At 73.6% G+C, this 24645-nt stretch carries 21 protein-coding genes and 1 pseudogene; 11 read left to right on the forward strand and 11 right to left on the reverse strand.

Going from position 1 to position 24645, the window contains the following annotated elements; all coding sequences use genetic code 11:
* The first annotated feature begins 1 nt into the window (after window position 1).
* The 7 genes from RBXJA2T_RS19160 (at window position 2) to RBXJA2T_RS19185 (ending at window position 8749) form a co-directional block, all read left to right on the forward strand.
* Window positions 2-988: a thiamine pyrophosphate-dependent enzyme gene (locus RBXJA2T_RS19160; RefSeq protein WP_009859087.1), complete on the forward strand. Its 987-nt coding sequence runs from the start codon at window positions 2-4 to the stop codon at window positions 986-988.
* A 2-nt stretch (window positions 989-990) separates the two neighbouring features.
* The gene (locus RBXJA2T_RS19165) at window positions 991-2616 is read left to right on the forward strand and encodes an NAD(P)-binding protein (RefSeq protein ID WP_009859088.1); all 1626 of its coding nucleotides are present in this window, start codon (window positions 991-993) and stop codon (window positions 2614-2616) included.
* A 152-nt stretch (window positions 2617-2768) separates the two neighbouring features.
* On the forward strand, window positions 2769-4058 hold the full coding sequence (locus RBXJA2T_RS19170) for a toll/interleukin-1 receptor domain-containing protein (protein WP_009859089.1): 1290 nt from the start codon (window positions 2769-2771) through the stop codon (window positions 4056-4058).
* 11 nt (window positions 4059-4069) lie between these two features.
* Entirely contained in the window at window positions 4070-6424 is a 2355-nt protein-coding gene (locus tag RBXJA2T_RS19175; protein ID WP_138938936.1) for a PAS domain-containing protein, read from the forward strand.
* A 1-nt stretch (window position 6425) separates the two neighbouring features.
* Window positions 6426-8060 carry a CHAT domain-containing protein gene (locus RBXJA2T_RS19180; RefSeq protein ID WP_009859091.1) on the forward strand — a complete coding sequence of 545 codons (1635 nt, stop codon included), beginning with the start codon at window positions 6426-6428 and terminating at the stop codon, window positions 8058-8060.
* 296 nt (window positions 8061-8356) lie between these two features.
* The gene (gene pufB / locus RBXJA2T_RS19920) at window positions 8357-8512 is read left to right on the forward strand and encodes a light-harvesting antenna LH1, beta subunit (protein WP_009859092.1); all 156 of its coding nucleotides are present in this window, start codon (window positions 8357-8359) and stop codon (window positions 8510-8512) included.
* 21 nt (window positions 8513-8533) lie between these two features.
* Window positions 8534-8749, forward strand: a complete 216-nt coding sequence (locus RBXJA2T_RS19185) for a light-harvesting protein (RefSeq protein WP_009859093.1) — start codon at window positions 8534-8536, stop codon at window positions 8747-8749.
* A 583-nt stretch (window positions 8750-9332) separates the two neighbouring features.
* Here RBXJA2T_RS19185 and RBXJA2T_RS19190 read toward each other — a convergent pair.
* Together RBXJA2T_RS19190 and RBXJA2T_RS19195 are read right to left on the reverse strand one after the other, a co-directional pair.
* On the reverse strand, window positions 9333-10745 hold the full coding sequence (locus RBXJA2T_RS19190; protein WP_029718315.1) for a PucC family protein: 1413 nt from the start codon (window positions 10743-10745) through the stop codon (window positions 9333-9335).
* A gap of 216 nt (window positions 10746-10961) precedes the next feature.
* Window positions 10962-12989: a sensor domain-containing diguanylate cyclase gene (locus RBXJA2T_RS19195; RefSeq protein ID WP_230247798.1), complete on the reverse strand. Its 2028-nt coding sequence runs from the start codon at window positions 12987-12989 to the stop codon at window positions 10962-10964.
* A 277-nt stretch (window positions 12990-13266) separates the two neighbouring features.
* Here RBXJA2T_RS19195 and RBXJA2T_RS19200 point away from each other — a divergent pair, with 277 nt between their 5' ends.
* Window positions 13267-13968, forward strand: a complete 702-nt coding sequence (locus RBXJA2T_RS19200) for a glutathione S-transferase N-terminal domain-containing protein (RefSeq protein WP_009859096.1) — start codon at window positions 13267-13269, stop codon at window positions 13966-13968.
* 56 nt (window positions 13969-14024) lie between these two features.
* Window positions 14025-14387: a hypothetical protein gene (locus RBXJA2T_RS19205; RefSeq protein WP_009859097.1), complete on the forward strand. Its 363-nt coding sequence runs from the start codon at window positions 14025-14027 to the stop codon at window positions 14385-14387.
* A gap of 1 nt (window position 14388) precedes the next feature.
* On the opposite strand, the gene RBXJA2T_RS19210 is transcribed toward RBXJA2T_RS19205, so the two are convergent.
* Genes RBXJA2T_RS19210 through RBXJA2T_RS19220 form a run of 3 tightly spaced genes read right to left on the reverse strand, consistent with a single transcriptional unit; the run spans window position 14389 to window position 18891 of the window.
* Window positions 14389-15015 carry a response regulator transcription factor gene (locus RBXJA2T_RS19210; protein ID WP_009859098.1) on the reverse strand — a complete coding sequence of 209 codons (627 nt, stop codon included), beginning with the start codon at window positions 15013-15015 and terminating at the stop codon, window positions 14389-14391.
* Complete coding sequence (locus RBXJA2T_RS19215; protein WP_009859099.1) at window positions 15012-16769, reverse strand: sensor histidine kinase; 1758 nt, start codon at window positions 16767-16769, stop codon at window positions 15012-15014. Before RBXJA2T_RS19215 ends, RBXJA2T_RS19210 begins: the two co-directional genes overlap by 4 nt.
* 52 nt (window positions 16770-16821) lie before the next feature.
* Window positions 16822-18891: a c-type cytochrome gene (locus tag RBXJA2T_RS19220; protein ID WP_009859100.1), complete on the reverse strand. Its 2070-nt coding sequence runs from the start codon at window positions 18889-18891 to the stop codon at window positions 16822-16824.
* Between the two features lie 155 nt (window positions 18892-19046).
* Here RBXJA2T_RS19220 and murI point away from each other — a divergent pair, with 155 nt between their 5' ends.
* Window positions 19047-19871 (forward strand): glutamate racemase, encoded by an 825-nt coding sequence (gene murI, locus RBXJA2T_RS19225; RefSeq protein WP_029718314.1) that lies wholly within the window; start codon window positions 19047-19049, stop codon window positions 19869-19871.
* Between the two features lie 116 nt (window positions 19872-19987).
* Window positions 19988-20611, forward strand: a complete 624-nt coding sequence (locus RBXJA2T_RS19230; protein WP_009859102.1) for a YitT family protein — start codon at window positions 19988-19990, stop codon at window positions 20609-20611.
* Window positions 20612-20613: 2 nt separating this feature from the next.
* Here the strand turns inward: RBXJA2T_RS19230 and RBXJA2T_RS20895 are convergent, their stop codons facing one another.
* The 6 genes and pseudogenes from RBXJA2T_RS20895 to RBXJA2T_RS19255 form a co-directional block, all read right to left on the reverse strand.
* Window positions 20614-20748 carry a hypothetical protein gene (locus RBXJA2T_RS20895; protein ID WP_009859103.1) on the reverse strand — a complete coding sequence of 45 codons (135 nt, stop codon included), beginning with the start codon at window positions 20746-20748 and terminating at the stop codon, window positions 20614-20616.
* Between the two features lie 11 nt (window positions 20749-20759).
* A complete protein-coding gene (locus RBXJA2T_RS19235; protein WP_009859104.1) occupies window positions 20760-21062 on the reverse strand; it encodes a hypothetical protein in 303 nt (100 codons plus the stop codon).
* A 96-nt stretch (window positions 21063-21158) separates the two neighbouring features.
* Window positions 21159-22160, reverse strand: a complete 1002-nt coding sequence (locus RBXJA2T_RS19240; RefSeq protein ID WP_009859105.1) for an aminotransferase class I/II-fold pyridoxal phosphate-dependent enzyme — start codon at window positions 22158-22160, stop codon at window positions 21159-21161.
* Window positions 22148-23068, reverse strand: coding sequence for an adenosylcobinamide-phosphate synthase CbiB (gene cbiB / locus RBXJA2T_RS19245; protein WP_009859106.1), 921 nt, complete (start codon window positions 23066-23068; stop codon window positions 22148-22150). The genes RBXJA2T_RS19240 and cbiB overlap by 13 nt, the downstream gene beginning before the upstream one ends.
* A complete protein-coding gene (locus RBXJA2T_RS19250) occupies window positions 23065-23952 on the reverse strand; it encodes an ABC transporter substrate-binding protein (protein ID WP_009859107.1) in 888 nt (295 codons plus the stop codon). Before RBXJA2T_RS19250 ends, cbiB begins: the two co-directional genes overlap by 4 nt.
* Window positions 23949-24645, reverse strand: a pseudogene (locus RBXJA2T_RS19255) (cobyrinic acid a,c-diamide synthase); the annotation flags it as partial. The pseudogene RBXJA2T_RS19255 and the gene RBXJA2T_RS19250, both read right to left, overlap by 4 nt.

Consider the following 24645-nt stretch of genomic DNA (forward strand, 5'->3'; position numbering starts at 1 on the left):
CATGGACGAGCCCGTCAAGTTCTACCAGACCGGCACCTTCACCGTCGGCAACCGCCTGCTGCCGAAGGAGCAGCGCACCGTGCAGGCCTCGCGCCAGCGCGGCAACGCGCTGAACTCGGGCCACCGCGCCTGCCAGGGCTGCGGCGAGGCGCTCGGCGCACGCTACGTCGTCGACGCCGCGCTGCGCGCCGCCGAGGGCCGGCTGATCGCCGCCAACGCCACCGGCTGCCTGGAGGTGTTCTCGACGCCCTACCCCGAGACCTCGTGGCAGCTGCCGTGGATCCACTCGCTGTTCGGCAACGCCGCCGCGGTGGGCACCGGCATCGCCGCGGCGCTGAAGGTCAAGGGCCGGCGCGACGTGCGTGTCATCGCCCAGGGCGGCGACGGCGGCACCACCGACATCGGCTTCGGCTGCCTGTCGGGCATGTTCGAGCGCAACGACGACGTGCTCTACGTCTGCTACGACAACCAGGGCTACATGAACACCGGCGTGCAGCGCAGTTCGGCGACGCCGCCGGGCGCCCGCACCGCGACGACGATGGCCGTCGGCCCCGAGCCCGGCGCGCCCTTCGGCCAGGGCAAGAACCTGCCGCTGATCGCGATGGCCCATGCCATTCCCTACGTCGCCACCGCGACGGTGGCCGACCTGCACGACCTGGAGGCCAAGGTCGAGCGCGCGATGGCGCTGCACGGCGCGCGCTACCTGCACGTGCTGGTGCCCTGCCCGCTGGGCTGGGGCGCGGCCAGCCACGACACCGTGCGCCTGGCGCGGCTGGCCAAGGAGAGCGGCATCTTCCCGGTGTTCGAGGCCGAACATGGCGAGCTGACGGCGGTCTCGAAGATCCGCCGCCGCGTGCCGGCGGCCGAGTACCTGCGGCTGCAGAAACGTTTCGCCCACCTGTTCGGCGAGCCCGGCCACCCCGAGATGCTGGCCGCGATCCAGGCCGGCGCCGACCGCAACGTGCGCCGCTTCGCGCTGGAGGACTGACGATGGACAAGCCCTTCGCGATCACGCTGGACCCGGGCTCCTCGCTGGCCAACAAGACCGGCAGCTGGCGCACCGAACGCCCCGTCTACACCGACCGCCTGCCGCCCTGCAACGCCACTTGCCCGGCCGGCGAGGACATCCAGGGCTGGCTCTTCCGCGCCGAGAGCGGCGACTACGAAGCCGCCTGGCGCCACCTGGTGCGCGACAACCCGCTGCCGGCGGTGATGGGCCGCGTCTGCTATCACGGCTGCGAGGGAGCCTGCAACCGCGCCAAGCTCGACGAGGCGGTGGGCATCAACTCGGTCGAACGTTTCCTCGGTGACGAGGCGATCCGCCGCGGCTGGGCCTTCGACCCGCCGGCCGCCGACAGCGGCAAGCGGGTGCTCGTCGTCGGCGCCGGGCCTTCGGGGCTGTCGGCGGCCTACCATCTGCGCCGCCTGGGCCACGCGGTGACCGTCGCCGAGGCCGGCACGGCGGCCGGCGGCATGATGCGCTACGGCATCCCGAAGTACCGCTTGCCGCGCGAGGTGCTGGACGCCGAGGTCGCGCGCATCGTCGCGCTCGGTGTCGAGCTGAAGCTGGGCACCCGCGTCGACCGCATCGCCGAGGCGATGCAGGCCGGCGGCTACGACGCCGCCTTCCTCGCCGTCGGCGCGCACATCGCCAAACGCGCCTTCATCCCGGCCGGCGACTCGGCGCGCATCCTCGACGCCGTCGCCGTGCTGCGCTCGATGGAAGACGGCGAGCCGCCTTTCCTGGGCCGGCGTGTCGCCGTCTACGGCGGCGGCAACACCGCGCTGGACGTCGCACGCACCGCCAAGCGGCTAGGCGCGACCGAGGCCGTCATCGTCTACCGCCGCACGCGCGAACGCATGCCGGCGCACGACCTCGAGGTCGAGGAGGCGCTCGAAGAAGGCGTGCAGGTCAAGTGGCTGTCGACCGTCGCCCACGCCGAGGCCGGCGCGCTGACGATCGAGAAGATGCGCCTGGACGAACACGGCAAGCCGCAGCCGACCGGCGAGTACGAGACGCTGGAGGCCGATTCGCTGGTGCTGGCGCTGGGCCAGGACGTCGACCTCGGCCTGCTGGCCGGCGTGCCCGGGCTGGACGTGCGCGACGGCGTCGTGCAGGTCGACCCGCGCACGATGATGACCGGCCACCCGGGCCTGTTCGCCGGCGGCGACATGGTGCCGGCAGAACGCAATGTGACGGTCGCCGTCGGCCACGGCAAACGCGCCGCGCGCCACATCGACGCCTGGCTGCGCGGCACGGTGCTGGAGCCGGCGGCCAAACACGGCCCGGCGCTGTTCGAGCGCCTGAACCCCTGGTACTACAGCGACGCGCCGAAGACCGAACGCGAGCAGCTCGAACTCGCCCGCCGCACCGACGGCTTCGACGAGGTGCAGCATGGCCTGACCGAGGAGAACGCGCTGTTCGAGGCGCGGCGCTGCCTGAGCTGCGGCAACTGCCTGCAGTGCGACAACTGCTACGGCGTCTGCCCCGACAACGCGGTGAAGAAGCTCGCTCCCGGGCGCTACGCGGTCGACTACGACTATTGCAAGGGCTGCGGCCTGTGCGCCGTCGAGTGCCCTTGCGGCGCGATCGACATGGTGGCCGAGAGCACCTGAGGCAGCCCCTGAAGCCGGGCCAGGCGGCGTCGGCCGCGCCTGCGGCAACGGCGGCGCGCTGACGCACTCCGTTACCTTTGTTCCCTACGCTCGCGGATGTCGCGTCAAGCGGCACGGCGGTTCAATGCCTTCATCACTCCGATGGAGAGTTCATGGACCCGGCCGAAACCACCGCGATCGTCGCGGCACTGCGCCGCCTGCAGGACGACCTCGGGCAGCCGTTGGCCCGCCGCGCCGCGCTGATGCGCCTGGCCGACGCGCTGGAGTTCCTCGCGGCGACGCTGGCGCTGCCGGCGCAAGGCGGGCCCGGCGCCCATCCGGCCCAGGCGGCGCAGCGCGAGTGCAGCCGCGCCTGGCAGGCGCTGCAGGACACGCTGCCGCCGCCGCTGCAGGAGCGCGTGGCGGCGTGGCTGGCCGCCGCCGCCCGGGCCGCGGCGGTGCTGGCCGGACACGGCCGCGGGGCCGAGCCGGCGAAACGTTCGCCCCCGCCGTCGGCAGCGCCGCCGATGCCCTCGCCGCCGCCGCAGTTCGCCTACCTCGCCACCGCGCCGGTCTTCGAGCTGCCCGAGGCGGCGGCCGACCGTGCGCCGCCCGAGCCGGCTGCTCCCGAGACCGCGGTGCCGATGGACGACGCCCGCTTCGGCGCCAGCGCACCGGCCGTCGTGCCGCCCGGCCGCGAGTTCATCGCCGAGTTCGTCGCCTACCCCGCCGGGGCGCAGGAGCAGGCGCGTGCGCTGCTGTCGCGGCCGCACGCGACGCTGGAGGTCGGCGCGGCCACGCCGCTGCAGCACGGCACGCGCCTGGACGTCGAAGTGCGTGGCAGCGGCTTCATGCCGGCCGACGGCGAGAGCGCACGCCAGTCCTTCGTCTGGCAGGGCACGCCGGTCAAGCTGGCCTGGGCGCTGCAGGCCGCGGACGGCGCGCACGGCGAGTCACTGCTGCGCCTGGACGTCGCGATCGACGGCATCGTCGTCGCCCGCGTGCGGCTGCCGATCGAGGTGGCCGCCGGCGCGCCGGCGGCCCCGCCGCCGGTGCAGGCCGAGGAGGCGGCGATCGCCCGGCGGGCCTTCGCGTCCTACGCCTCGGCCGACCGGCTGCGGGTGCTCGACCGCGTCGCGTCGATCCGGCTCGCCGCCGGCATCCGCGTCTTCCTCGACTGCCACGACCTGCACCCGGGCAAGGCCTGGCAGCCGCAGCTCGAACGCGAGATCGACGCCAGCGAGCTGTTCCTGCTGTTCTGGTCGGCGGCGGCGGCCAAGTCGGGCTGGGTGCGCTGGGAGTACGAGCGCGCGATCGAGCGCCTGGGCGAGCAGTGCCTGCAGATCCACCCGCTGGACAACGGCGTGGCGCCGCCGCGCGCCCTGGCCCACCTGCACCTGGGTGACCCGATGATGGACCTGCGCCAGGCCGAGGCGCAGCGCCGCGGCAGCAGCCCGAGCTGAAGGGGAAGGCGATGGACGATGGAGCCGGGGACACGATGCTGGGCCTGCGCGTGCGCGCCGACGCGCTCGACGACCTGCCGTTCGGCGTGCTGCGCCTGGGGCTGGACGGCCGCATCCGCTACGTCAACCGCGCCGCCGCCCGCCTCGCGGGCCCGGAGCTGCAGCCCGGCGCGGCGCTGCGCGGGCTGCCTTTCGACGCCGAGAGCGCGCGGCGGCTGGACAGCGAGATCGAGCGCCGCCACCGCGCCCAGCGCGCCGGCAGCTACGCGCTGACGCTCGAACGCCCGGATCTCGGCCCGGGGGTGCGGGTGCACCTGGGCGTCGTCGGCGTGCCCGAGTACGACGCGGCCGGTGCGCTGGCCGGCTCGCTGGGCTTCATCGAGGACCGCACGCTGGAGCGCGCCACGCTGGCGATCCACGAGGCGATCGGCATCGCCGACGACTGCGAGCGCCTGCTCGACGCGCTGGCCGCGCGCCTGGGCGAGGTGATGCACTTCGACGCGATGCTGGTCAGCATGATCAGCGAGGACCGCGCCGCGGTGCGCCTGCTGCACGCCCATCCCGGCGTCGCGGTGTCGCCGTCCTGGGGCTGGTGGCCGATGCCGGCGATGGTGAGCGCCGACCTGGACCGGCTGCTGCTGCCGCGCGCCGACGCCGTCGCCGAGCTCTTCGCCGAGGAGCCTTACGCCGCGCTCGCCCGCGACGACGACGCGACCCGGGAGTTCCTCGCACAGGGCTGGCGCCACCTGCTGCGCCGGCCGGTGTTCCGCGACGGTGCGCTGGCGGCGATCCTGACACTGCTGCGGCGCGACGACCGGCGTTTCGACGAACGCGAGACCACGCAGCTCGGCCGGCTGCCGGTCGGCGAGGCTGTCAACATGGCGCTGGCGCTGGACCGCCAGCGCGCGCTGGAGTTCGAGCTGGAGCTCATCGGCAGCATGGGCCAGGCCGCGGGCAACCTGTCGGACGTGGCCCGCGTGCTCGTCGACGGCCTGCGCCACACGCGCGGCTGGGACCACGTCTCGCTGTTCCGGGTCGACCACGACGAGGGCCGCGTGTCGCTGGTGCACCAGTCGGCGCAGCCGGGCGCCGAACTGCCCGCCGACTACCGCCAGGACCTCGGCGAAGGCGTGCTCGGCGAGGTCGCGCTGTGGGCGCGCGCGGTGCGGCTGGACGACGTGCGCACGCGCCAGCGCTACACCGGCAGCGTGGCCGGCACGCGCTCGGAGATGTGCTTGCCGGTGCCGGGGCAGCCGGTGCGCTGGATCCTGAACCTGGAGTCGTCCAAGACCCACGCCTTCGCCGCGGCCGAGCAGCACTCGATCGAACGCACGCTGAAGGTCGCGGGGCTGATCCTCGACCGCTCCTGGGCGCTGGAGTTCAACACCGCGGTGCTCGACACGGTGGCCGACGCGGTGATCCAGACCACCGCGCGCGGCGAGATCCAGGCCGTCAACCCGGCCTGCGAGGCGCTGCTGGGCTTCGAGCCGGGCTCGCTGCCGGGCCGCCGGCTCGCCGACCTGATCGGCGCCCCGGGCGCCGACCCCGACCCGCCCGGCTACGCCGAGCGCCTGGTGGCGATGCCTCGCCTGCTGTCCAGCGAGGTGGAGCTGCTCGCCGCCGACGGCAGCCACCTGCCGGTGCTGCTGTCGGGCGCGTCGCTGCCGCCGCAGATCGGCGGCAAGGTCTACGTCGCCAGCGACCTGCGCTTCAGGCGCGAGGCCCAGCGCATGGACGCGCTGCGCCACGTCTACGCCCAGGTGGCCAACGAGATCCGCGTGCCGCTGTCGCTGGCCGCCACCTACCTGCGCACCCACGCCGGCGAAGGCGGCCACGGCGCCGACGTGCTCGACAAGTCGCTGCGCCAGCTGGTGCGTGCCGACCTGTCGCTCGAGCGTGTCGCGCGGCTGGCCTCGACGCCCGAGGACGGCGAGCTGCCGCTGCGCATCGTCAGCCTGGACCAGCTCGCCGCGCAGCTGCACGACGACCTGCCGCGCGGCCAGCAGAAGACGGTGGACGTGCTGCCCGATCCGCTGGCGCCGCCGGTGCTGGCGGCGCCGCCCGAGCTGGCGTTCTGCGCCTCGAGCCTGCTCGCCTTCCTGCTGCGCATGCGCGCCCAGGACGACCGCATCCGCATCCGCGTCGACGCCAGCCATGCCCAGCCGCGGCTGTGCTTCGAGCTCGCCGACGAACGCGGCGACCCGAGCCCGACGCGGCTGGCGCCGCGCAGCGACGACGAACGCGAGTTCGCGCTCGCCGAAGGCGTGGTGCGCACGCTGATGCGGCGCATGCGCGGCCAGCTCGTGCTGCAGCAGCACGCCGGGCTGTCGCTGGCGCTGCGGCTGAGCGCCGCCGAAGGAGCCTGAGGTGCTGTGGCAGCTGATCGTCCACCACGACGAGGACATGCGCGAGATGCTGGAGGACGGCGTGCGTGCCGCCTTCGCCTCGCTGCGCCTGCCCGCGCGCCCGATCGACAAGGGCAACATCGACCGTGCCGGCCGGGCGCTGGAGGACCACGGGCTGGACACCTGCAGCCTGGTCGTCATCGGCTCGAGCACGCCCGCGGATGCGGCCTCGAGCATCGGCCTGACCGGGCGCGATCCGACGATGCAGTTCGTCCGCCAGATCAAGGGCTTCTGGCAGCAGCTGCCGGTGGTCGTGATCTCCAATGCGCCGGACGAACGCCTGGCCGGCTTCCTCGAGGCCTACGACCGCACGGCGCTGCTGGCCGCCGACGCCCGCTTGGCCGAGACCCTGCGCGAGGCGGTGCGCACGCTGGTCGGCGGCCAGCCGCGGCTGAGCTCGGCCTGCGTGCGGCTGCACATCCACCTGCGCGACCGGCGCAGCGCCAGCTGGGAGATGCTGCGCACCGGCGGCGCCAAGCTGCGCACCTTTCGCGCCAGCGGCACGCTGGCCATCGACAGCCGCAAGCTCGAGGACATCCTCGACGAGTCGGCGCGGCTGGACGCCGAGGTCTCGCAGAACAGCTTCCGCCCGCGTTCGTTCGCGCGGCTGTCGCGCGACCTGTCGGATCTGCTGTTCAGCGGCGCGGCCGACAACGCCGACTGCTGGAGCAAGTTCAGCCGCCAGCGCGAGGAAGCCGGCGGCATGGGCCACATGCGCGTGCGCGTCACCGTCGACGACGAGATGCACACGCTGATGCTGGAGGCGCTGCGCGACCCGAGCGCCGCCAGCCTGGCCGACTGCTGGATCCTCAACGCGCCGATGTACCGCCACGCGATGCCGCGCGGCAACGAGCCGCTGTTCCGCGACGCCGAGAGCCGCAACGGGCCGGTCAACGCGCTCGTCGTCCAGGCCGACGCGGCGCCGGGCAACATCCCGCTGGGCGAGGACCACGTGCTCGAGCTCGACGAGCTGCCGCACGCCGCGACCGAGGCCGCCGAACTCGAGGCGCTGCTGCGCCGGCATGCCGGCGGCAGCGTGCGCCGGCTCGACCTCGGCGACGCCGACCCGGCGCCACCGGCCGAGCGGCTGCTGCGTGCGCTGGTCGACGAAGCGCCGCCGCAGGGCTGGCATCTGGTGCACTTCTGCGGCCACGCCGTCAACGTCCGGCCGCTGGGCGCGAGCCTGGTGCTGCGCGCCGACCGCGGCGGCGCGCTGCCGGTGCACCGCCTGGCGACGGCGCTGGCCCACACGCAGTTCCTGTTCCTCAGCGCCTGCCACAGCACCAAGGACCCGACGGTGCTGCGGGCCCTCGAACAGCAGGTGCCGGCGGTGCTGGGCTACCAGTGGAAGGTGCGCGACGAACGCGCCTGCAACTTCGCGCGCCTGTTCTACGGCGCGCTGTTCGAGCGCGGTGCGCCCTCGTACCGCTACCTCGAGTACGCCTTCATGCGGGCCCGTCGCCGCGCCTACGAGGAAGCGGTGCACGACGCCGAGGCACGGCTGATGGCCGACGGCGCGGACCCCGGCGCCGGGATCGAGGACGCCTTGCGCGACCACTCCTGGATCTCGCCGGTGCTCGTGATGCAGATGGACTGACGCGGCCCGGCCGCGGCGGTTTCCGCGCCGTCACGCGCCGTGCCCGCGACGGGCTCGCTGGGCGCGTCCGACACCGCCGGAAAGCGCCAAAACGGCGCTTGTGACCCCGGCACTTTGTGATAGATCAGTTTCGCGACACATTCAGCGTTGCGGGGGTGTCACGGCATGTTGACGCCTCCACCCTGTCAGCGTAGCGTTACACATGTCGGTAGGGAGTGATCCCCGAGGGCTACAGAAGCCAACCCACGTGCGGGTAGAGCACGGAAACTGGTCCATGTCTCTGAAGGAGAAACGCAATGGCAGATGATGCAAACAAGGTTTGGCCGTCCGGCCTGACCACGGCGGAAGCCGAAGAGCTGCAAAAGGGTCTGGTTGATGGCACCCGTGTTTTCGGTGTCATCGCTGTTCTGGCTCACATCCTGGCGTATGCCTATACGCCGTGGCTCCACTAAGTCACTAGCAGGAACTAAAAAATGAACCAAGGCAAAATCTGGCGCGTCGTCAAGCCGACCGTTGGTATCCCCGTCTACCTGGGCGCCGTCGCCGTCACCGGCCTGATCCTGCACGGCGGCCTGATGGCCAACACCGACTGGTTCCCGGCCTACTGGAACGGTGGCAAGAAGGCTGCCGCGGCTGCTGCCGCCGCCGCCCCGGCCCCGGTCGCGGCCCCGCAGGCCCCGGCGCAGTAAAAAGCGTCTGTCAGCGTATGTCCGGCATGGGGCTGAGGTTCGCGGACCTCGGCCCCATGTAGTTTCAAGAGCGGCGCAGTGCCCCTGGCTTCTGTGAAAAGGCGCCGCCACATGAACCGGACACGTTTGGCGGGTTGAGCCCGGCAAACGAAGTTCTCCCCACCATCGCCCTCGGTAGCGCCGGCCTCGTGCCGGCGTTTCTGTTTCCGCGTCTGACGGCCGTCAGGCGCCGAAGCGCGCCCGCCGGTCGACGATCACGGCGCAGCCTGCGCCGTCGGCGCGCTCCCGGCCCCGCATCCGGACACGGCCTCCAGGTCAGCAGGCTGGCCGACGGGAGGCGAGTCCTCCAGGGCCTCGCCCCGGATCCCGGCCCTTCGTCGCGCCCGGCGCGTGCCCCAGACCTGTCGCCCCACCAAGCGGGCCGCCGACACACGGCCACTCCCGACGATCGGCCACCGCCGCTGCCCCCGCCGGCTCCGACCAGGACTCCGCGCGCGGCGAACCGCGGGAACCAGCCGCCCCAAAACGAACGCCCCGCACGAGGCGGGGCGCCGGCAGTGGAAACGGGAGGCTCAGGCCGCCATCAGGCCGGGGCGCGCCGCAGCGTGCGGCCGATCAGCGGCACCATCGCCGCCAGCGTGGCGAACAGCAGGCCGAGCTCGATCACGTAGACGACGACATAGCCGGTGGCCGGCACCGAGATCCAGTGCGTCAACGGGTGGTCGTTCACCAGCGCCTGGACGACGTCGCGCAGGATGCCGCCGAGCGCCATGCCGAGGCCGGCCGCGGTGGCCTGCACCGCACCCCAGGCGCCCAGCGCCAGGCCGGCCTGGTTGGGCGGCGCCATGTTCATCGTCGCGGTCAGCGTGCCGTGGCCGAACAGGCCGCCGCCGAAACCGATCAGCGCGACGCCGGCGGCAAACACCAGCGGCGAGTTCAGCGGCGCCGCGATGATCACCAGCACGAAAGCCGGGATGCCGACCAGGGCGCCGTAGCAGGCCATGCGGAACGGGTCCATGCCGCGGCTCAGCACGCGCGAGGCGAGGCCGAAGCCGAACAGGCCGCCGAGCGCCAGCGTCGCCGTCAGCCGGGTCGTCTCGCCCACCGCCATGCCCAGGACCTCGCCGCCATACGGCTCGAGCAGCACGTCCTCCATCGTGAAGGCCGCCGTGCCCAGGCCGATGGTCAGCAGGCGGCGCACGACCTGGTCGCCGCTGCCGACGAAGTGGCGCCAGGCCTCGAGGAAGGACGGGTCGTCGTCGCGCCGCTGCGCGCCGCGGCGCGGGAAACGCGACTCCTGCTTCCACAGCGCGATGACGTTGAGGATCATCGTCGTCAGCGCCGCGCCCTGGATCACCTGGATCAGCCGCCCGGGCGTGAAGTCGACGAGGATCCAGCCGAAGAAGAACGCGCTGACGATGGTGCCGACCAGCAGCATCACGTACATCAGGCCGACGACCTTGGGCCGCGCCTCGGGCTCGGCGAGGTCGGTGGCCAGCGCCAGGCCCACCGTCTGCACGGTGTGCATGCCGGCGCCGACGAGCAGGAAGGCGATCGCCGCGCCGAGCTGGCCGATCCACGGCGGCAGGTGCCCGGACTCGCCGCCACCGGAAAGCACCAGCAGCGCGAACGGCATCATCGCGAAGCCGCCGAACTGCAGCAGCGTGCCCTTCCAGATGTAGGGCACGCGGCGCCAGCCCAGCGCCGACTGGTGGTTGTCGGACTTGAAGCCGATCAGCGCCCGGAACGGCGCGAACAGCAGCGGCAGCGCCACCATCACCGCGACGATCGTCGCCGGCACGCCGAGCTCGACGATCATCACCCGGTTCAGCGTGCCGACCAGCAGCGTCACCGCCATGCCGACGGTGATCTGGAACAGGGACAGCCGCAGCAGCCGGGACAGCGGGAGTTCAGGCGTCGCCGCGTCGGCGAAGGGCAGGTAACGGGTACCGAACCCCGTCCAGACCTGCATCAGTTTCCGGCCAATCGTGCTCATCGGGTGAAGCGCTCCGCCAGCACCAGCGCCGGCATGGACAACCGCCGGACGCTAACCCGGGCCGGCCGCGACAGGCATGCTTTTTGTCAAACCGAGACGGAAGGCCGACGCGGCCGGCCCGTCGGGCGTGCCGGGGCGAGTCGTTCACGCGACACGGTGCCGCGCGTGGCGCGGGGCCGCCGCGGCGTCGCCGCGCTGCAGCCGGTACGCGGCCGATCAGGCCATCGCCACGCCACCGCCGGCGCGCTTGGCGTCGTAGCAGGCGGCATCGGCCGCCGCCAGCCACTGGTCGGCGCTGCTGCCGGCGCACAGTTCGGCCACGCCGAGGCTGGCGCCGACCTGCAGCGGCTGGCCGTCGTGGACCAGCTGCAGCGCGCAGATCGCCCGGCCGACCTTGGCGGCGACGGCCTGCCCCTGGCGGCCGTCGCAGTGCGGCAGCAGCAGCGCGAACTCGTCGCCGCCGATGCGCGCCGCCGAGTCGCTGCTGCGCACGCTCTCCAGGATCGCCGCGGCGACACGGCGCAGCATGGTGTCGCCGGCGGCATGGCCGGCCAGGTCGTTGACCGGCTTGAAGCGGTCGAGGTCGATCATCACCAGCGTCGCCGGCCGGGCGTCGGCGCCGGCCTGGGCGCGCGCGGCGAGCACCTGCTGCACCGCCTTGGCCAGGCCGTCGCGGTTGAGCAGGCCGGTGAGCGGATCGTGGCGGGCCGCGTGCTCCAGTTGCTGGCGGGCGTCGACCTGGCCACTGATGTCGTACATGCACCAGATCGTGCCGGCGCGGGGGTCGGCAGCGTCGACCGGGCGGGCACGCAGCCGGCTCCAGAACAGCAGGCCGTCGGCACCGACCAGGCGCCACTCGCCTTCGTAGACGCCGCCGGCGGCAAACGCGGCGGCGGCCTCCTGGCGCATCGTGCGGTCCTCGGCCGGCACGGCGAACAGAATCTCGGTCGAGGCGCCGATCAGGCGCGACTCGTCGCGGCCCAGCAACCGGCAGACCTCGGCGCTGACGAGCTCGAGCCGGCCGTCACGCTCGAACATCAGCCCCACCGGCGACGCCTCCAGCACCGAACCCAGACGCCGCAGCACGACGGCCCGGGCCTCCTCGGCGCGCATGCGCTCGGCGACGACCTGGCGCAGCGTCGCCGCCAGGCGGCCGATCTCGCCGTCGGCCTCCGGCCAGGCGGCACGCTGGTCGCCGGCCAGCAGTTGCGCGGCGCGGCGCTGCAGGCGCTCCAGCGGCCTGAGCTGCAGGCTCAGGAACCACACCAGCAGCAGCGCCATCGCCAGCGAGAACAGCATGCCGACGCGGAAGGCCTCGGCGCGCGCATCACGCAGCGGCGCCTGCAGCTGCGCACGCGGCAGGATGCGCCAGACCTGCCAGCCGGTCTCGGGCTCGCCGGCCATCGCGACGACCCCCGCCTCGTCCGACCAGGTGCCGGCCTGGGCCGACAGCGGCCGCCCGGCCTCGACCCAGCGCGCATGGGCCGGCGCCAGCCGGGGTTCGGCCGACGCCGGCCGCAGCACGAAGGCCGGATCGGGATGCGAGACGATGCGGCCTTCGGCGTCGGTGACGACGGTCACCTCGCCGTCTTCGGTGTTCGAGCCTTCCGAATCAGCGAGGTCGGCAGCCAGGCCGCCTTCCATCAACGCCAGCGAACCGAACAGCACGCCGTAGACACGGTCCTCGGCATCGATCAGCGGATGCGCCAGCACGACCACCGGCCGGCCGCTGACCACGCCGAGCGTGGGACTGGAGATCACCGGCCGGCGCAGGCGCCGGGCCCGCTCGAAGGTCGCCGTGCGGGCGACGTCGGCCTGCGGCACGGCGACGCCGTCGCGCGTGGCGGCCAGCACGACCCGGCCCTCGCCGTCGGCGACGACGACGGCGACGAAGCTCGCGCGCAGCGAGGCCTGCGAGAGCAGGAACTCGCGCAGCCGGCGGGTGTCGGCCACCAGCTCGGGCGACAGCAGCGGCGCCGTCGCCGACAGCGCGAGCTGCATCGAACGCACCCGGCGGCCGACGATGTCGGCGTTGTGCTGCACCTCGAACTGCTGCTGCTGCTCGACCGCGGCCTCGGTGTGCTCCTCGGCCACCCGCAGCATCTGCGCGAGCGTCAGCACGATGGTCGCGAACAGCACCAGCGTGGAGCCGACCGCCAGTCGCGCCTTGAGCGTCGGCAGCCAGCGCGCGACAACGCCGACGCGGCGGCCCTGCACCGCCCGCGCCGCGTCATCCGCCGCCACCGAGGAACCCGCCCAAGCCTGCAACCGTCGCCTCCCACGCTCCTGCCCGCGCCGACCGGACGGCCCACGCGTGCCGCGATTCTGGACAGATGCGGCCAGACTGCGGCGGCGAAAAGACGGCAGGCGACCCGCCATCTCGCCGGCCGGAGGGACGTGGTGCGACGAAAGTCTCGTTTGCCGCCCCCCGGCCGCGGCCAAGGTCGGCCCGGGACGCCGGGCCGGCCGCCGAGACGGCGGGCAACTCGCGCGCCAGAATGGCTGCACAGGAGATGCCGACATGACGCTGCACGACTTCCCGATCACCACCAAGTGGCCGCCCCGGCACCCCGAGCGGCTGCAGCTGTACTCGCTGCCGACGCCCAACGGCGTGAAGGTCTCGATCATGCTGGAGGAGACCGGCCTGCCCTACGAGGTGCACCGCGTGTCCTTCGACAAGCAGGACCAGCTCTCGCCCGAGTTCCTGGCGCTGAACCCGAACAACAAGATCCCGGCGATCCTCGACCCCGACGGCCCGGGTGGCAGGCCGCTGGCGCTGTTCGAGTCGGGCGCGATCCTGCTGTACCTGGCCGAGAAGACCGGCCAGTGCCTGCCGCGCGACCCGGCGGCCCGGTGGCAGGCCGTGCAGTGGCTGATGTTCCAGATGGGCGGTGTCGGGCCGATGTTCGGCCAGCTCGGCTTCTTCCACAAGTTCGCCGGCAAGGACTGGGAAGACAAGCGCCCGCGCGAGCGCTACGCCAGCGAGTCGCGCCGGCTGCTCGCCGTGCTCGACGGCCACCTCGCGGCCCGCGCCTGGATGATGGGCGACGAGTTCAGCGTCGCCGACATCGCGATCTTCCCCTGGGTCAACAACCTCGTCGGCTTCTACGACGCCGGCGACCTGGTCGGCTTCAGCGGCTTCGCCAACGTGCAGCGCGTGCTCGAAGCCTTCATGAACCGGCCCGGCGTGGCGCGCGGCATGAAGGTGCCGGCGACACGCTGAGTCCGCTCGGGCTGGCGGCGCTAGCATCGGCAGCACCGCACTTCGCCTAGCCCGCCATGTCCCCGCGCCGCCTGTTCACCACCCTGCTCTGCGCCGCCCCGCTGGCCACGATCGCGGCGCCGATCTGGCAGCAGTCGGCCAGCGCCGAGGTCGAGCTCGGCGTGCGCGACAAGTACGGCGAGACCCCGTTCCGCGCCGAGTTCGTCGTCGTCGGCCCCGAAGGCCGGCGCGAGACGAAGGCGATCACCGTCGAAGGCGGTGCCTTCGGCCTGGTGCGTTATCCGGCCGACTTCGAGGGCTACCTCGCGCCGGGCGCCTACCGCTGGACGGCGCGTGTCGGCGGCAAGGTCGTCGCCAGCGGCCGCTTCAGCTTCGAGCAGGACGAGCGCGGGCGGCAGCGGCTGGTGGTCGAGGACTGAATCAGCCCTCGACCGAAGCCACCATGCGCGCCAGCTCGGCCACCGAGCCGGCTTCCATCTTCGCCATGATCGACGCGCGGTAGGCCTCGACCGTCTTCACCGACAGCTCCAGCTCCCAGGCCACGGTCTTGTTCAGCTTGCCGGCGAGGATGCCGCCCAGCACCTCGCGTTCGCGCCGGCCCAGGCGCGCCAGGCGCTCCTCGATCGTGCGCCGGCGCGTCTGCCGCGCCAGCGTCTCGCGTGACAGCTCGATGGCCGCGGCGACGCGGTCCAGCAGGTACTGCTCCTGGAACGGCTTCTCGATGAAGTCGTAGGCGCCGGCCTTCAGCGCCTCCACCGCCATCGGCACGTCGCCGTGGCCGGTGACGACGAGGATCGGCAGCGGGAAGTCGCGTTCGGCCAGCCGGCGCTGCAGCTCCAGCCCGCTCATGCCCGGCATGCGCACGTCCAGCACCAGCGCGCCCGGGCGCTGGGCCTCGCGCAGCGGCAGCGCGGCGAGGAACTCGTCGGCCCCGGCGTGGCAGGCCGAGTCCAGGCCGACCGAGGCGAACAGGAACTGCATCGAGCGGCGCATCGCGTCGTCGTCGTCGACGACGAGGATCAGCGGCGTGTCTTCGGCGGCACTCATCTCGGCTCCTCGGTGGCGGGCGGCAGCACGACGCGCATCGTCGCGCCGCCGTCGGCTTCGGCGCTGGCGGTCAGCCGGCCGCCGTGGCTCTCGACGATCGTGCGGCAGATCGACAGCCCCAGCCCCAGGCCCTGCGGCTTGGTCGTGAAGAAGGGGTCGAAGAGCCGCGCCTGGACCTCGGGCGGCAGGCCGCTGCCGTGGTCGCGCACGGTGAGCTCGACGCCGGCCTCGCCCTGCGCCGTCGTGACGACGATGCCGCGTTCGTGCGCCACGCCGTCGGGCGTCGCGTCGAGCGCGTTCTGCAGCAGGTTCAACAGCACCTGCTCGATCTCGATGCGGTCGGCGTTGACCGCCGGCAGCGCGCCGTGCGGACGCCAGACCAGCGGGATCGCGCGGCGCGCGGCGGCGTGCGCGAACAGCGGCAGCGTCTCGCCGACGACGACATCCAGGTCCAGCGGCTCGCGCCGCGCGTCGCGCCGGCGCACGAAGCCGCGGATGCGGCGGATGATGACCGCGGCACGTTCGGCCTGGCCGGCGATGCCGCGTGCGCCGTCGCGCAGGAAGGCGGTGTCGCTGCGGCCGGCGTCGATGTAGCGTGTCATGCCTTCGGCGTAGTTGGTGATCGCCGCCAGCGGCTGGTTCAGCTCGTGGGCGATGTTCGAGGCCATCTCGCCGAGGATGCCCAGGCGCGAGAACTGGTCGCGCTGCTCGCGGTGCAGGCGCGCGGCCTGCTCGGCTTTCTCGCGCTCCTGGATCTCGCGTGTCAGCTCGGCGGTGCGCCGGCGCACCAGGCTCTCGACCCGCGCGACGTGCACCAGCCACCAGGCCAGCGCCGCCGCAGCCGCCGCGAACCACGGCCAGTAGCCGGCGACCAGGCCGCGCAGCGTGGTCTGCGACAGGTACTCGTAGGGGCCGATCTTCAGCGTACGGAACAAGGCATGCACCGAGCTGTAGTCCTGCGGCGCGGTCCAGGCGCGGCCGTCGACCGGGGCCATCGTCAGCAGGCTGGCGGTGACCGCCTTGGCGAGGTCGGGCGAGGTGCCGGCCAGGCGCGCGAACGGCCAGTCGGGGTACAGGCGCGAGGACAGCCGGCACGGGAAGCTGCCGGCCGCGCGTTCGCCGACGACGGCGAACTCGTCGGCACGCACGCGGCCGGCGGCGATCTGCTCTTCCAGCAGACAGGTGCGCAGCACGCCGGCGTCGGCGCGGCCGCTGCGCAGCGCGTCGATCACGCGTTCCATCGGGAAGCCGGTCTCGACCAGCGCCGCCAGCCGCGTCGGCTCGACGCCGGCCTCGGCCATCTCGCGCCAGACGACACGCCAGCCGCCGAAGGCATCGGCCGCGACGACGGCGACACGGCGCCCGGCGAGGTCCTCGAAACGTTCGGCGTGGCCGGGCCGGTTGGGCACGACGACGGTCGAGCCGACGCTGTCGGTCGGCACCGCGTGCTCGCGGCTTTCCAGCGTCGCCAGCCGCGTGACGCCGTGCGCCGACTCCAGCTCGACGTAGTAGCCCGGGTTGGTGACGACGAAGTCGAGCTCGCCACGCCCGACGGCGGCGGCGATCGCCGCCGCGTCCAGCGGCAGCATCGTGAAGCGGTGTTCGGGCAGCGTGCGCCGCAGCTGCGCCACCGTCGGCTCGAAGTCGCGTGCCGCACGTTCCGAACCCTGGTAGGCGAGCACGCCGATGCGCACCTCGTCGGCGCGGGCGACGGCGGCGGCGAGCAGGCAGCAGAAGACGATCAGCAGGCGCACGGCGGAAGGAAGCAGAAACGAAAAGGCCGGCTCGTCGAGCCGGCCCCGCAGGTCAGTAGCGTGCGTCCTTGGGCTTGGGATCCTTGGGCCAGTCCTTCACCTTGTCGGGGAAGTCGGGCCGCGGCTGGTGCGAGAAGTACTCGGCCACGTCCAGCGCCTCCTGGTCCGACAGCCCGCCCTGGCCCAGCGGGAACTTCTCGTGGAAGCCGACCGGCATATTACGCTTGACGAAGGCGGCGGCCGTGTAGGTGCGGGCCATGCCGGCGCCGAGGTTGAACGAACGTTCGCCCCACAGCGGCGGGTAGACCATGCGCCCGGCTTCGTCGTGCAGGCCCTCGCCGTTGGCGCCGTGGCAGACGGCGCACTGCGCGGCGTAGACCTTCTCGCCGTTGACCGGGTCGGGCACCAGCTTCGGGTCGATCTTGCCGATGCCGCGGCCGGGCACCTGGTCGCCCTTCTGCGTCGCGCCGCGCATCCAGTCGAAGTAGGCGACCATGGCCTTCAGGTCGGGCGAGTCGGCCGGCAGCGGCTTGCCGTTCATCGAGCGGCGGAAGCAGCCGTTGATGCGGTCTTCCATCGTGATGACCTTGCCGGCGCGCGGCGCGTACGACGGGAAGAAGGCGGCGACACCGACGTAAGGCGAGCCGCCGGACACCGTGCCGGCGTTCAGGTGGCACGAGGAGCAGTTCATGTCGGCGCCGACGTGTTCGGGCAGCAGCTCGCGCGTCTGGGCATTGAGCCGCATGCCGCGCACCAGCTGTTCTGCATTGGGCTCGGCCAGCAGTGCGGCCAGGCGCGGCGTCTCGAACTTCGAGGCCTCGACCGTCGGATCCAGGCGCGTGCGCGCCTGCCTGACCTGCTCGGTGCTGACCGGGCCGGCGCCGCCGCCCCAGCTGGCGCGCACGAAGCTCAGGATCTCGGCGATCTCGTCGTCGCCCAGGCGGGCGAAGCCGGGCATCGTGTAGACGCGCGGGTGGCGCTCGGTGGCGGCGGTCTTCCAGCCGGTCAGCGTCAGGTGCAGCAGCGTCGCCGGGTCGCGTGCGGCGACCGTCGGGTTGCCGTCCAACGCCGGGAACACGCCCTTGACGCCGCGGCCGTCGGCGCGGTGGCAGTCGGTGCAGAACTGCGTGTAGCCGAGGCCGCCGCGCGTCGTGTAGCTCGTCTCGGGCGTGCCGCGCGAAGCCGTGCGTTCGGCCGGCGCCGGGCGCTCGCCGGGCAGCGCGGCCAGATAGGTCGCGATGGCCAGCAGGTCCTCGTCGCGGAAGTGCTGGGTCGAGTGCAGGATGACCTCGGTCATGCTGCCGGAGACGGCGCCGAAGCGGTTCTGGCCGGTCTTCAGCAGCTCGACGGTGTCGGCCACCGGGCCCAGGCCACGCAGGTCGACGGCGTGCCAGTCCTCGACGACCGAGCCGGCGAGGAACTGCCGGCCGCCCGAGCCGCCGCCCTGCATCGCCTTCTCCTGGAAGGCCAGACCACGCGGCGTGTGACAGGCGCCGCAGTGGCCCGGGCCTTGCACGAGGTAGGCGCCGCGGTTCCACAGCGCGTCCTTCGTCGCATCGGGCACGAAGGGCGTGGTGTCGGCGAAGACCGCGTTCCACAGCGCCAGACCGGCGCGCAGGTTGAACGGGAAGCGCATCGTCGCTTCGCGGTTGGCCGCAGCCACCGGCGTCACCTCGTCGCGCAGATAGGCCCACAGCGCGCGCATGTCCTCGTCGCTGAGCTTGGCGTAGGACGGGTAAGGCATCGCCGGATACAGGCGGTGGCCGTCGGCGGCGACGCCGTGGCGCATCGCGCGCTCGAAGGCGCCGAAGCTCCAGCCGCCCAGGCCGGTGGCAGCGTCGGGCGTGATGTTGGTCGACCAGATCGTGCCGAAGGGCGACTCGAGCGCGCGCCCGCCGGCGAGCGCGGCGCCGCCGGGCGCGGTGTGGCAGGCGACGCAGTCGCCGAGCTGGGCGACGTAGCGGCCGCGTTCGATCAGCGCGGCATCGTGCTGCGGCACGGCCGCGCCTTCGACGACGGCCGGGGCGCGCGCGATCCAGGCCGCGGCGGCGCCGCCGGCGAGCACGATCGCCGCCGCGGCCAGCGCCAGGCGCCGCGGGAGTCGGGAGGGGGTGGTGGTCATGGTCCGGGGACTTCTGGTTCTCGTGGTTCGAGCCTAGGGTTCTCCCTGAGTCGCGGCGAGCCGGGCTTCCACGCCGCCGAACCCGGGTTTCCCCGGGTTTCCCGAGCCCGGCGCTCGGCGATCGGCCGTCGTGCTGGCCTAAGATCGCGCCCGCCTTGCCTGCCGTTCCCACTCCTCCCCTGCCCGCCCGGGACGCGCCGATCGGGGTCTACGACTCCGGCGTCGGCGGCCTGTCGGTGCTGCGTGCGCTGCGCGCACGCCTGCCGGCCGAACGTTTCGTCTACGTCGCCGACAGCGGCCACGCGCCTTACGGCGACCGGCCGCGGCCTTACCTGCTGGGCCGCGCCGGCGCGGTGGCCGGCTTCTTCGTCGCCCAGCGCGCCAAGGCGCTGGTGCTGGCCTGCAACACGATCAGCGTCGTCGCCGCCGAGACGCTGCGCGCGCACCATGCGCTGCCGATCGTCGCGATGGAGCCGGCGATCAAACCCGCCGTCGCCGCGACACGCAGCGGCATCGTGCTGGTGCTGGCGACCACCGCGACGGTGCACAGCCCGGCGGTCGAGCGCCTGTGCCGCATCTGGGGGCGCGAGGTCGAGATCCTGCTGCAGCCCTGCCCCGGCCTCGTCGAGCTGATCGAGCAGGGGCGTTTCGCCGACCCGGCGACACGCACGCTGCTGGAACGTTATCTGCGCCCGGCGCTGGACGCCGGCGCCGACATGGTGGTGCTCGGCTGCACGCACTACGCCTTCGTGCAGGACGAGATCCGGCGCCTGGCCGGCGCGGCGGTGCAGGTCATCGAGCCGTCGGATGCCGTCGCGCGCCAGCTCGTGCACCGGCTCGGCCCGGCGCTGGCGCCGGCCGGCGCGGCGGGAGCGTCGACCTGCTACTACAGCTCGGGCGACCCCGAGGCGCTGCGCCGTTTTCTCGAGCTGATGGGGCGGCCGGGCGCCGTCGTGCACACGCTGCCGCAGGACGGCTGATCGGCGCCGCCACCGCTGGCGCAAATCCTGCTCGCCGGAAATCGGGACAATCCCGTCCTTTCGCGCCGCCGGGGCCACAAGCCCCAAGGCGGTGAACACGTGCCCCACCCACGCACATGGCCGCCAGTTCCTCCGCTCCCCATCCCCCCGTCGCCCACAGCCGGCTCGACGACGCACACGCGCTGATCGCCGGCTCGCTGTTCGTCGCGCTGGGCATGACGATGTTCGCCCACGTCGGGCTGCTGACCGGCGGTGTCGCCGGCGTCGCCTACCTGCTGCGCTACGCCTTCGGCGTCGACCTGTCGCTCGCCTTCTTCGTCCTGAACCTGCCGTTCTACTGGCTGGCCTGGCGCCAGCTCGGCGGCGAGTTCACGCTGAAGAGTTTCGTCGCCGTCGCGCTGGTCTCGGCGTTCACGGCGGCGGCGCCGCGTTTCGTGCGCTTCGAGCTGCTGGACCCGTGGGTGGCCTCGATCGTCGGCGGGCTGCTGATCGGCTTCGGCCTGCTGGCGCTGCTGCGCCACCGTGCCAGCGTCGGCGGCGTCAACATCCTCGCGCAGTTCCTGCAGCAGAAACGCGGCTTCAGCGCCGGCAAGGTGCAGATGTCGGTCGACGTCTGCGTCGTGCTCGCGGCACTGGCGACCGTTTCGCCCGAAAGGGTGCTGCAGTCGGCCGTCGGCGCGGTGGCGATCGGCGCCTTCCTGACGCTGAACCACCGGCCCGGGCGTTACCTCGGCGTCTAGGCTCAGGCCATCAGCGGCACGGCCCAGTAGACCAGGCTGACCGCGGCGCCCAGCAGCACGGCAGCCGTGAGGTCCAGCCGGCGCTGGCGGCGGCGCCATTCCAGACGCTGGATCGACAGGCGGATCGGGTCGTTCATCACCAGCTCCGTCAGTGCATGCGCGCGGCAAGGCCGCTGGGTTCGCCCGGCGGCGGCACCGGCGGACGCGCCGCGATCTCGCGCCACTGCGCCAGCGCACGGCGCACCGACTGGCGCACCGGCGGCGCCAGCGCCTCGGCCCGGGAGTCGACGAAGGCGAGGTTCTCGACGACACGAGAGGCCACCAGGCCACGCTCGCCGCCGTGCGCGGTGCTCGCGCAGCGGCCCAGCGCGACCCAGGTCGCCATCAGCACGGAGGTGGAGGCCAGCAGGGCGTCGGCGACGTCGGGGTCGGCAAGAGGATCGGCGTGCATGGTGCGGCAGGAGCAAACGGCGATCTCATCGTATTGAGAACCGTTCTCAACTGCAACCGTATCCCTGACGTCGAGGCGGTGACCCTGCCGGGTGCATCAGCCGCGGCGCAGCGCCACGCGCAGTGCCTCGACGGCCGCCGGCGGCTGCGCCGACAGCCGCCACCGTCCCGGCAGGCCGAACGAGGTGGTGTCGCGCACCGCGACGCCGTGCGCACGCAAGGCCGCCGCGTCGGGCACGCCGGCCGGCGGGCGTGCGCAGAGGAAGTTGGCGACTCCAGGCTCGGCCTCGAAGCCGAGCTGCTCCAGCGCCAGGCGCAAGCCGGCCATCCACTCGCCCAGCGTCAGCCGGGCGCCGGCCAGCCAGCGCTGCGTCGCCGGCTCGACCCAGGTCTCGAGCATCGCGACGGCGTGCGCGCCCAGCGGCCACGAGGGCTCGGCCGCGGCCAGCGCCGCAACCCAGGCACCGACATCCCAGTCGACGGCTTCGGGAGCCGGCGCGACGACGTAGGCGCCGCGCAGCCCGCACAGGCCCAGCGCCTTGTTCGGGCTGTGCAGCACGAAGGCCGCATGGCGGTCGGCAGCGCTCCAGCGGCTGGCGCCGCCCAGGCGCAGCGGGGCGTAGACCGAATCGAGCACGGTCGGCACACGCGCCAGGTCGCGCGGCGGCGGCGCGTCCTGGCCCAGCGGGCTCGAGGGCTCGCCGATCCAGCGCAGCGTGGCGTCGGAGCCGGTGGTGACGCCACGCCCCGCGGCGCGCGCCGCGGCCGCGTAGTCGCCGTAGGCATGCGCCGGCAGCGCCACGGCACCCGGCGCCAGGCGCGCACCGACGACGGTGACGCGCTGGATGAACTCGCTCGCGCTGGCCGCCAGCACGATGCGCGCGGGCTCGACACGGTGCCAGTCGGCCAGGCGCTCGCGCAGCGCGTGGTAACCGGGGTCGGGGTAGCGTGTCGGGTCGACACGCTGCAAGGCCGAGACGGCGGCCGGACAAGGGCCGGCGGCGTTGGCGCAGGTCGAGAAGTCCCAGGGCGCGGGCCCGTGGCGGTCGGGGCCGCCGTGCACCCGGTCGGGCTCCGGCAAGGTCCTCAGGCGGTCCATGCAAACTCCAGCAGCAGCCACAGCAGCGCCACGGCCAGCGCGGCGCCGGCGGCCTGGCCGGCGAACGCCAGCGCCCGCGCCAGCGCCGTCGTGTCGGCCTCGGCTCCCTGATCGTTGAGCGTGTAGACGCCCGGTTTGCCCAGGCGTACCCCCAGGCGCAGCGCCATCGCGCCCATCGGCCAGCCGCCGTTGGGCGACGGCGTGCGCGCGGCTTCGCGCGCCAGCGGCGCCCAGCCCAGCGACGGCCGCCACAGCAGGGCCGCGGTCAGCCGCGCCGGTAGCCAGCCGAGCAGATCGTCGGCACGCGCCGACCACTTGCCGGCCCATTCCCAGCGGCCGCGGTAGCCCCACATCGCGTCCAGCGTGTTGACCGCGCGCCAGGCCCAGGCGCCCGGCAGACCGGCGACGCAGAACCAGAACAGCGGCGCGACGAACGAGTCGTTGAGGTTCTCGGCCAGGGTCTCGATCGCCGTCTCGCGGACCTCGCGCGCGTCGAGCTGCTCGACGTCGCGGCTGCACAGGCTGCGCAGCCGCTGCCGTGCCGCCGGCAGGCCGCCGTTGGCGAACGCGGCATCGACGCCGGCCACCTCGTCGCGCAGCATGCGCCAGGCGAACGAGGGCTTGAGCGCCAGCGCCAGCAGCGGCACCGCGGCCCAGGCCGGCAGCATGAACAGCGCCGCCTGCAGCGCCCAGGCCAGCGCCGCGACGCCGCCGACCACCGCCCACCACGCCAGCGTGCCGGCCAGCAGCGCGGCGCGCGGCGCCAGCGTCGGCAGCCGACGGTGCAGCGGCATGATCGCGTGGCCCAGCCAGGCCACCGGGTGCCAGGCGTCGCGCGGCTCGCCGAAGCGCCGGTCGATCCACCAGGCCAGCAGCAGCGCGGCGGCGAGGACGAGGGCCGTGTTCATCGTGTCGTGGCAGCGGGCTCGGAGGCCAGGCGCTGCAGACAGTCGACGATCGCCGCGGCGCCTTCGCCCAGGCGCGGGCCGGGGCGGATCAGCAGTTCGAAGCGCTCCGGGGCGAAACCGCAGACGCGGCCGCCGCGCACCGCCGACATCGCCGCCCAGCCCGGCCGCGCGGCCAGCCCGGCGACGTCGCGCTGCTGCATCAGCAGCAGGTCGGGGTCGGCGCGCACGACGAACTCCGGGTTGAGCCGGGGGAAGGGGCCGAGCTCGGCCGGCACGACGTTCACCAGGCCCAGCCGGGCCAGCGTGTCGCCGACGAAGGACCCGGCGCCGGCGCCCCAGCTGCCGCCGTGGATCTCGAAGTACACGCGCCGGCCGCGCAGCGCCGCCGGCACACGCGCCGCCGCGGCGGCCAGCTCGCGGTCCAGCCGCACGAGCAGGCGCTCGGCCTCGGCACGCCGGCCGAGCGCCTGGCCCAGCGTGCGCATCGCCTCGACCATGTCGTCATGGCGCTCGGCGTGCACACGCAGCACGCGCAGGCCCAGCGCTTCGAGCCGGTCGCTGGCGCGCGAACGATCGGACGCCAGCACCAGGTCGGGCCGCAGCGCGACCACCGCCTCGATGATCGCGTCCTCCATGCCGCCGACACGCGGCAGCGCCGCCAGCGCCGGCGGCCAGTTGGAGAAACGGTCGACGCCGACCAGCCGGTCGCCGGCCCCGAGCACCCAGACCGTCTCGGTCAGCGACGGCAGCAGCGAGACGATGCGCTGCGGCGGCGCCTGCAGCCGCAGCTCGGTGCCGCGTGCGTCGCGCACGACGACCGGCGCCGCGGCCGCCCCGGCCGCCAGCGCCAGCGCCGCCAGCAGGATCAGCAGGCGCCGGATCATGCGAGCGCTCCCGGCGAGAACAGCCGCGCCGTCAGTTCGGGCGACGAGGCGAACCACGGGTGGAACCAGCTCGCCTTCAGCGCGCCGAGTTCGTACACCGGCTCGCCCGGCGGCAGCGGCAGGCCGGCGCCGGCACGCGCCGGTTCGGTGTGCAGGGCGGCCACCAGCCCGGTCTCGAAGCGCGACCAGTGGAAGCTGTGGCCACGCAGCTCGCCACGGCCGAAGACGAGGCGGTGCGGGCCCAGCGCGGCGACACGCTGGCCGAGCACCGCGCGGCCGGGCAGCAGGCCCCAGAGGCGGTGCTGCCGGCCCTGGCCGTCGACGAGGGTCTCGGCCAGCGCCATCATGCCGCCGCACTCGGCCCAGACCGGGCGGTCGGCCGCCAGGTGCGCCGCGAGTTGCGCCGCCAGGTCGCGGCGGGCGGCCAGCGCCTCGGCGTGCAGCTCCGGGTAGCCGCCGGGCAGCCAGACGGCGTCGCAGTCGGGCAGCGCATCGCCGGCCAGCGGCGAGAAGAACACCGTCTCGGCGCCGAGCGCGTGCAGGGTCTGCAGATTCGCCGGATAGACGAACGCGAACGCCGCGTCGTGCGCGACGGCGATGCGCCGGCCGTCGAGCCGGCGGTGCGGCGCGGCCGGCGCGGCGACCGGCGGCGGCACCCACTGCGGCCAGTCGGCCAGGGCCCCGCGCGCCCAG

Source organism: Rubrivivax benzoatilyticus JA2 = ATCC BAA-35 (assembly GCF_000190375.1).
In the GTDB taxonomy this organism is placed as follows: Bacteria; Pseudomonadota; Gammaproteobacteria; order Burkholderiales; family Burkholderiaceae_C; genus Rubrivivax; species Rubrivivax benzoatilyticus.

Excerpts from the sequence above, each read along its gene's own strand:
- pufB (WP_009859092.1), top strand. The coding sequence starts at position 8,357 with ATGGCAGATGATGCAAACAAGGTTTGGCCGTCCGGCCTGACCACGGCG.
- RBXJA2T_RS19230 (WP_009859102.1), top strand. The coding sequence starts at position 19,988 with ATGGCCGCCAGTTCCTCCGCTCCCCATCCCCCCGTCGCCCACAGCCGG.
- RBXJA2T_RS19210 (WP_009859098.1), bottom strand. The coding sequence starts at position 15,015 with ATGAGTGCCGCCGAAGACACGCCGCTGATCCTCGTCGTCGACGACGAC.
- RBXJA2T_RS19175 (WP_138938936.1), top strand. The coding sequence starts at position 4,070 with ATGGACGATGGAGCCGGGGACACGATGCTGGGCCTGCGCGTGCGCGCC.
- RBXJA2T_RS19250 (WP_009859107.1), bottom strand. The coding sequence starts at position 23,952 with ATGATCCGGCGCCTGCTGATCCTGCTGGCGGCGCTGGCGCTGGCGGCC.
- RBXJA2T_RS19170 (WP_009859089.1), top strand. The coding sequence starts at position 2,769 with ATGGACCCGGCCGAAACCACCGCGATCGTCGCGGCACTGCGCCGCCTG.
- RBXJA2T_RS19185 (WP_009859093.1), top strand. The coding sequence starts at position 8,534 with ATGAACCAAGGCAAAATCTGGCGCGTCGTCAAGCCGACCGTTGGTATC.
- RBXJA2T_RS19240 (WP_009859105.1), bottom strand. The coding sequence starts at position 22,160 with ATGGACCGCCTGAGGACCTTGCCGGAGCCCGACCGGGTGCACGGCGGC.
- RBXJA2T_RS19190 (WP_029718315.1), bottom strand. The coding sequence starts at position 10,745 with ATGAGCACGATTGGCCGGAAACTGATGCAGGTCTGGACGGGGTTCGGT.
- cbiB (WP_009859106.1), bottom strand. The coding sequence starts at position 23,068 with ATGAACACGGCCCTCGTCCTCGCCGCCGCGCTGCTGCTGGCCTGGTGG.
- RBXJA2T_RS19220 (WP_009859100.1), bottom strand. The coding sequence starts at position 18,891 with ATGACCACCACCCCCTCCCGACTCCCGCGGCGCCTGGCGCTGGCCGCG.
- RBXJA2T_RS19235 (WP_009859104.1), bottom strand. The coding sequence starts at position 21,062 with ATGCACGCCGATCCTCTTGCCGACCCCGACGTCGCCGACGCCCTGCTG.
- RBXJA2T_RS19205 (WP_009859097.1), top strand. The coding sequence starts at position 14,025 with ATGTCCCCGCGCCGCCTGTTCACCACCCTGCTCTGCGCCGCCCCGCTG.
- RBXJA2T_RS20895 (WP_009859103.1), bottom strand. The coding sequence starts at position 20,748 with ATGAACGACCCGATCCGCCTGTCGATCCAGCGTCTGGAATGGCGCCGC.
- RBXJA2T_RS19165 (WP_009859088.1), top strand. The coding sequence starts at position 991 with ATGGACAAGCCCTTCGCGATCACGCTGGACCCGGGCTCCTCGCTGGCC.
- RBXJA2T_RS19160 (WP_009859087.1), top strand. The coding sequence starts at position 2 with ATGGACGAGCCCGTCAAGTTCTACCAGACCGGCACCTTCACCGTCGGC.
- RBXJA2T_RS19200 (WP_009859096.1), top strand. The coding sequence starts at position 13,267 with ATGACGCTGCACGACTTCCCGATCACCACCAAGTGGCCGCCCCGGCAC.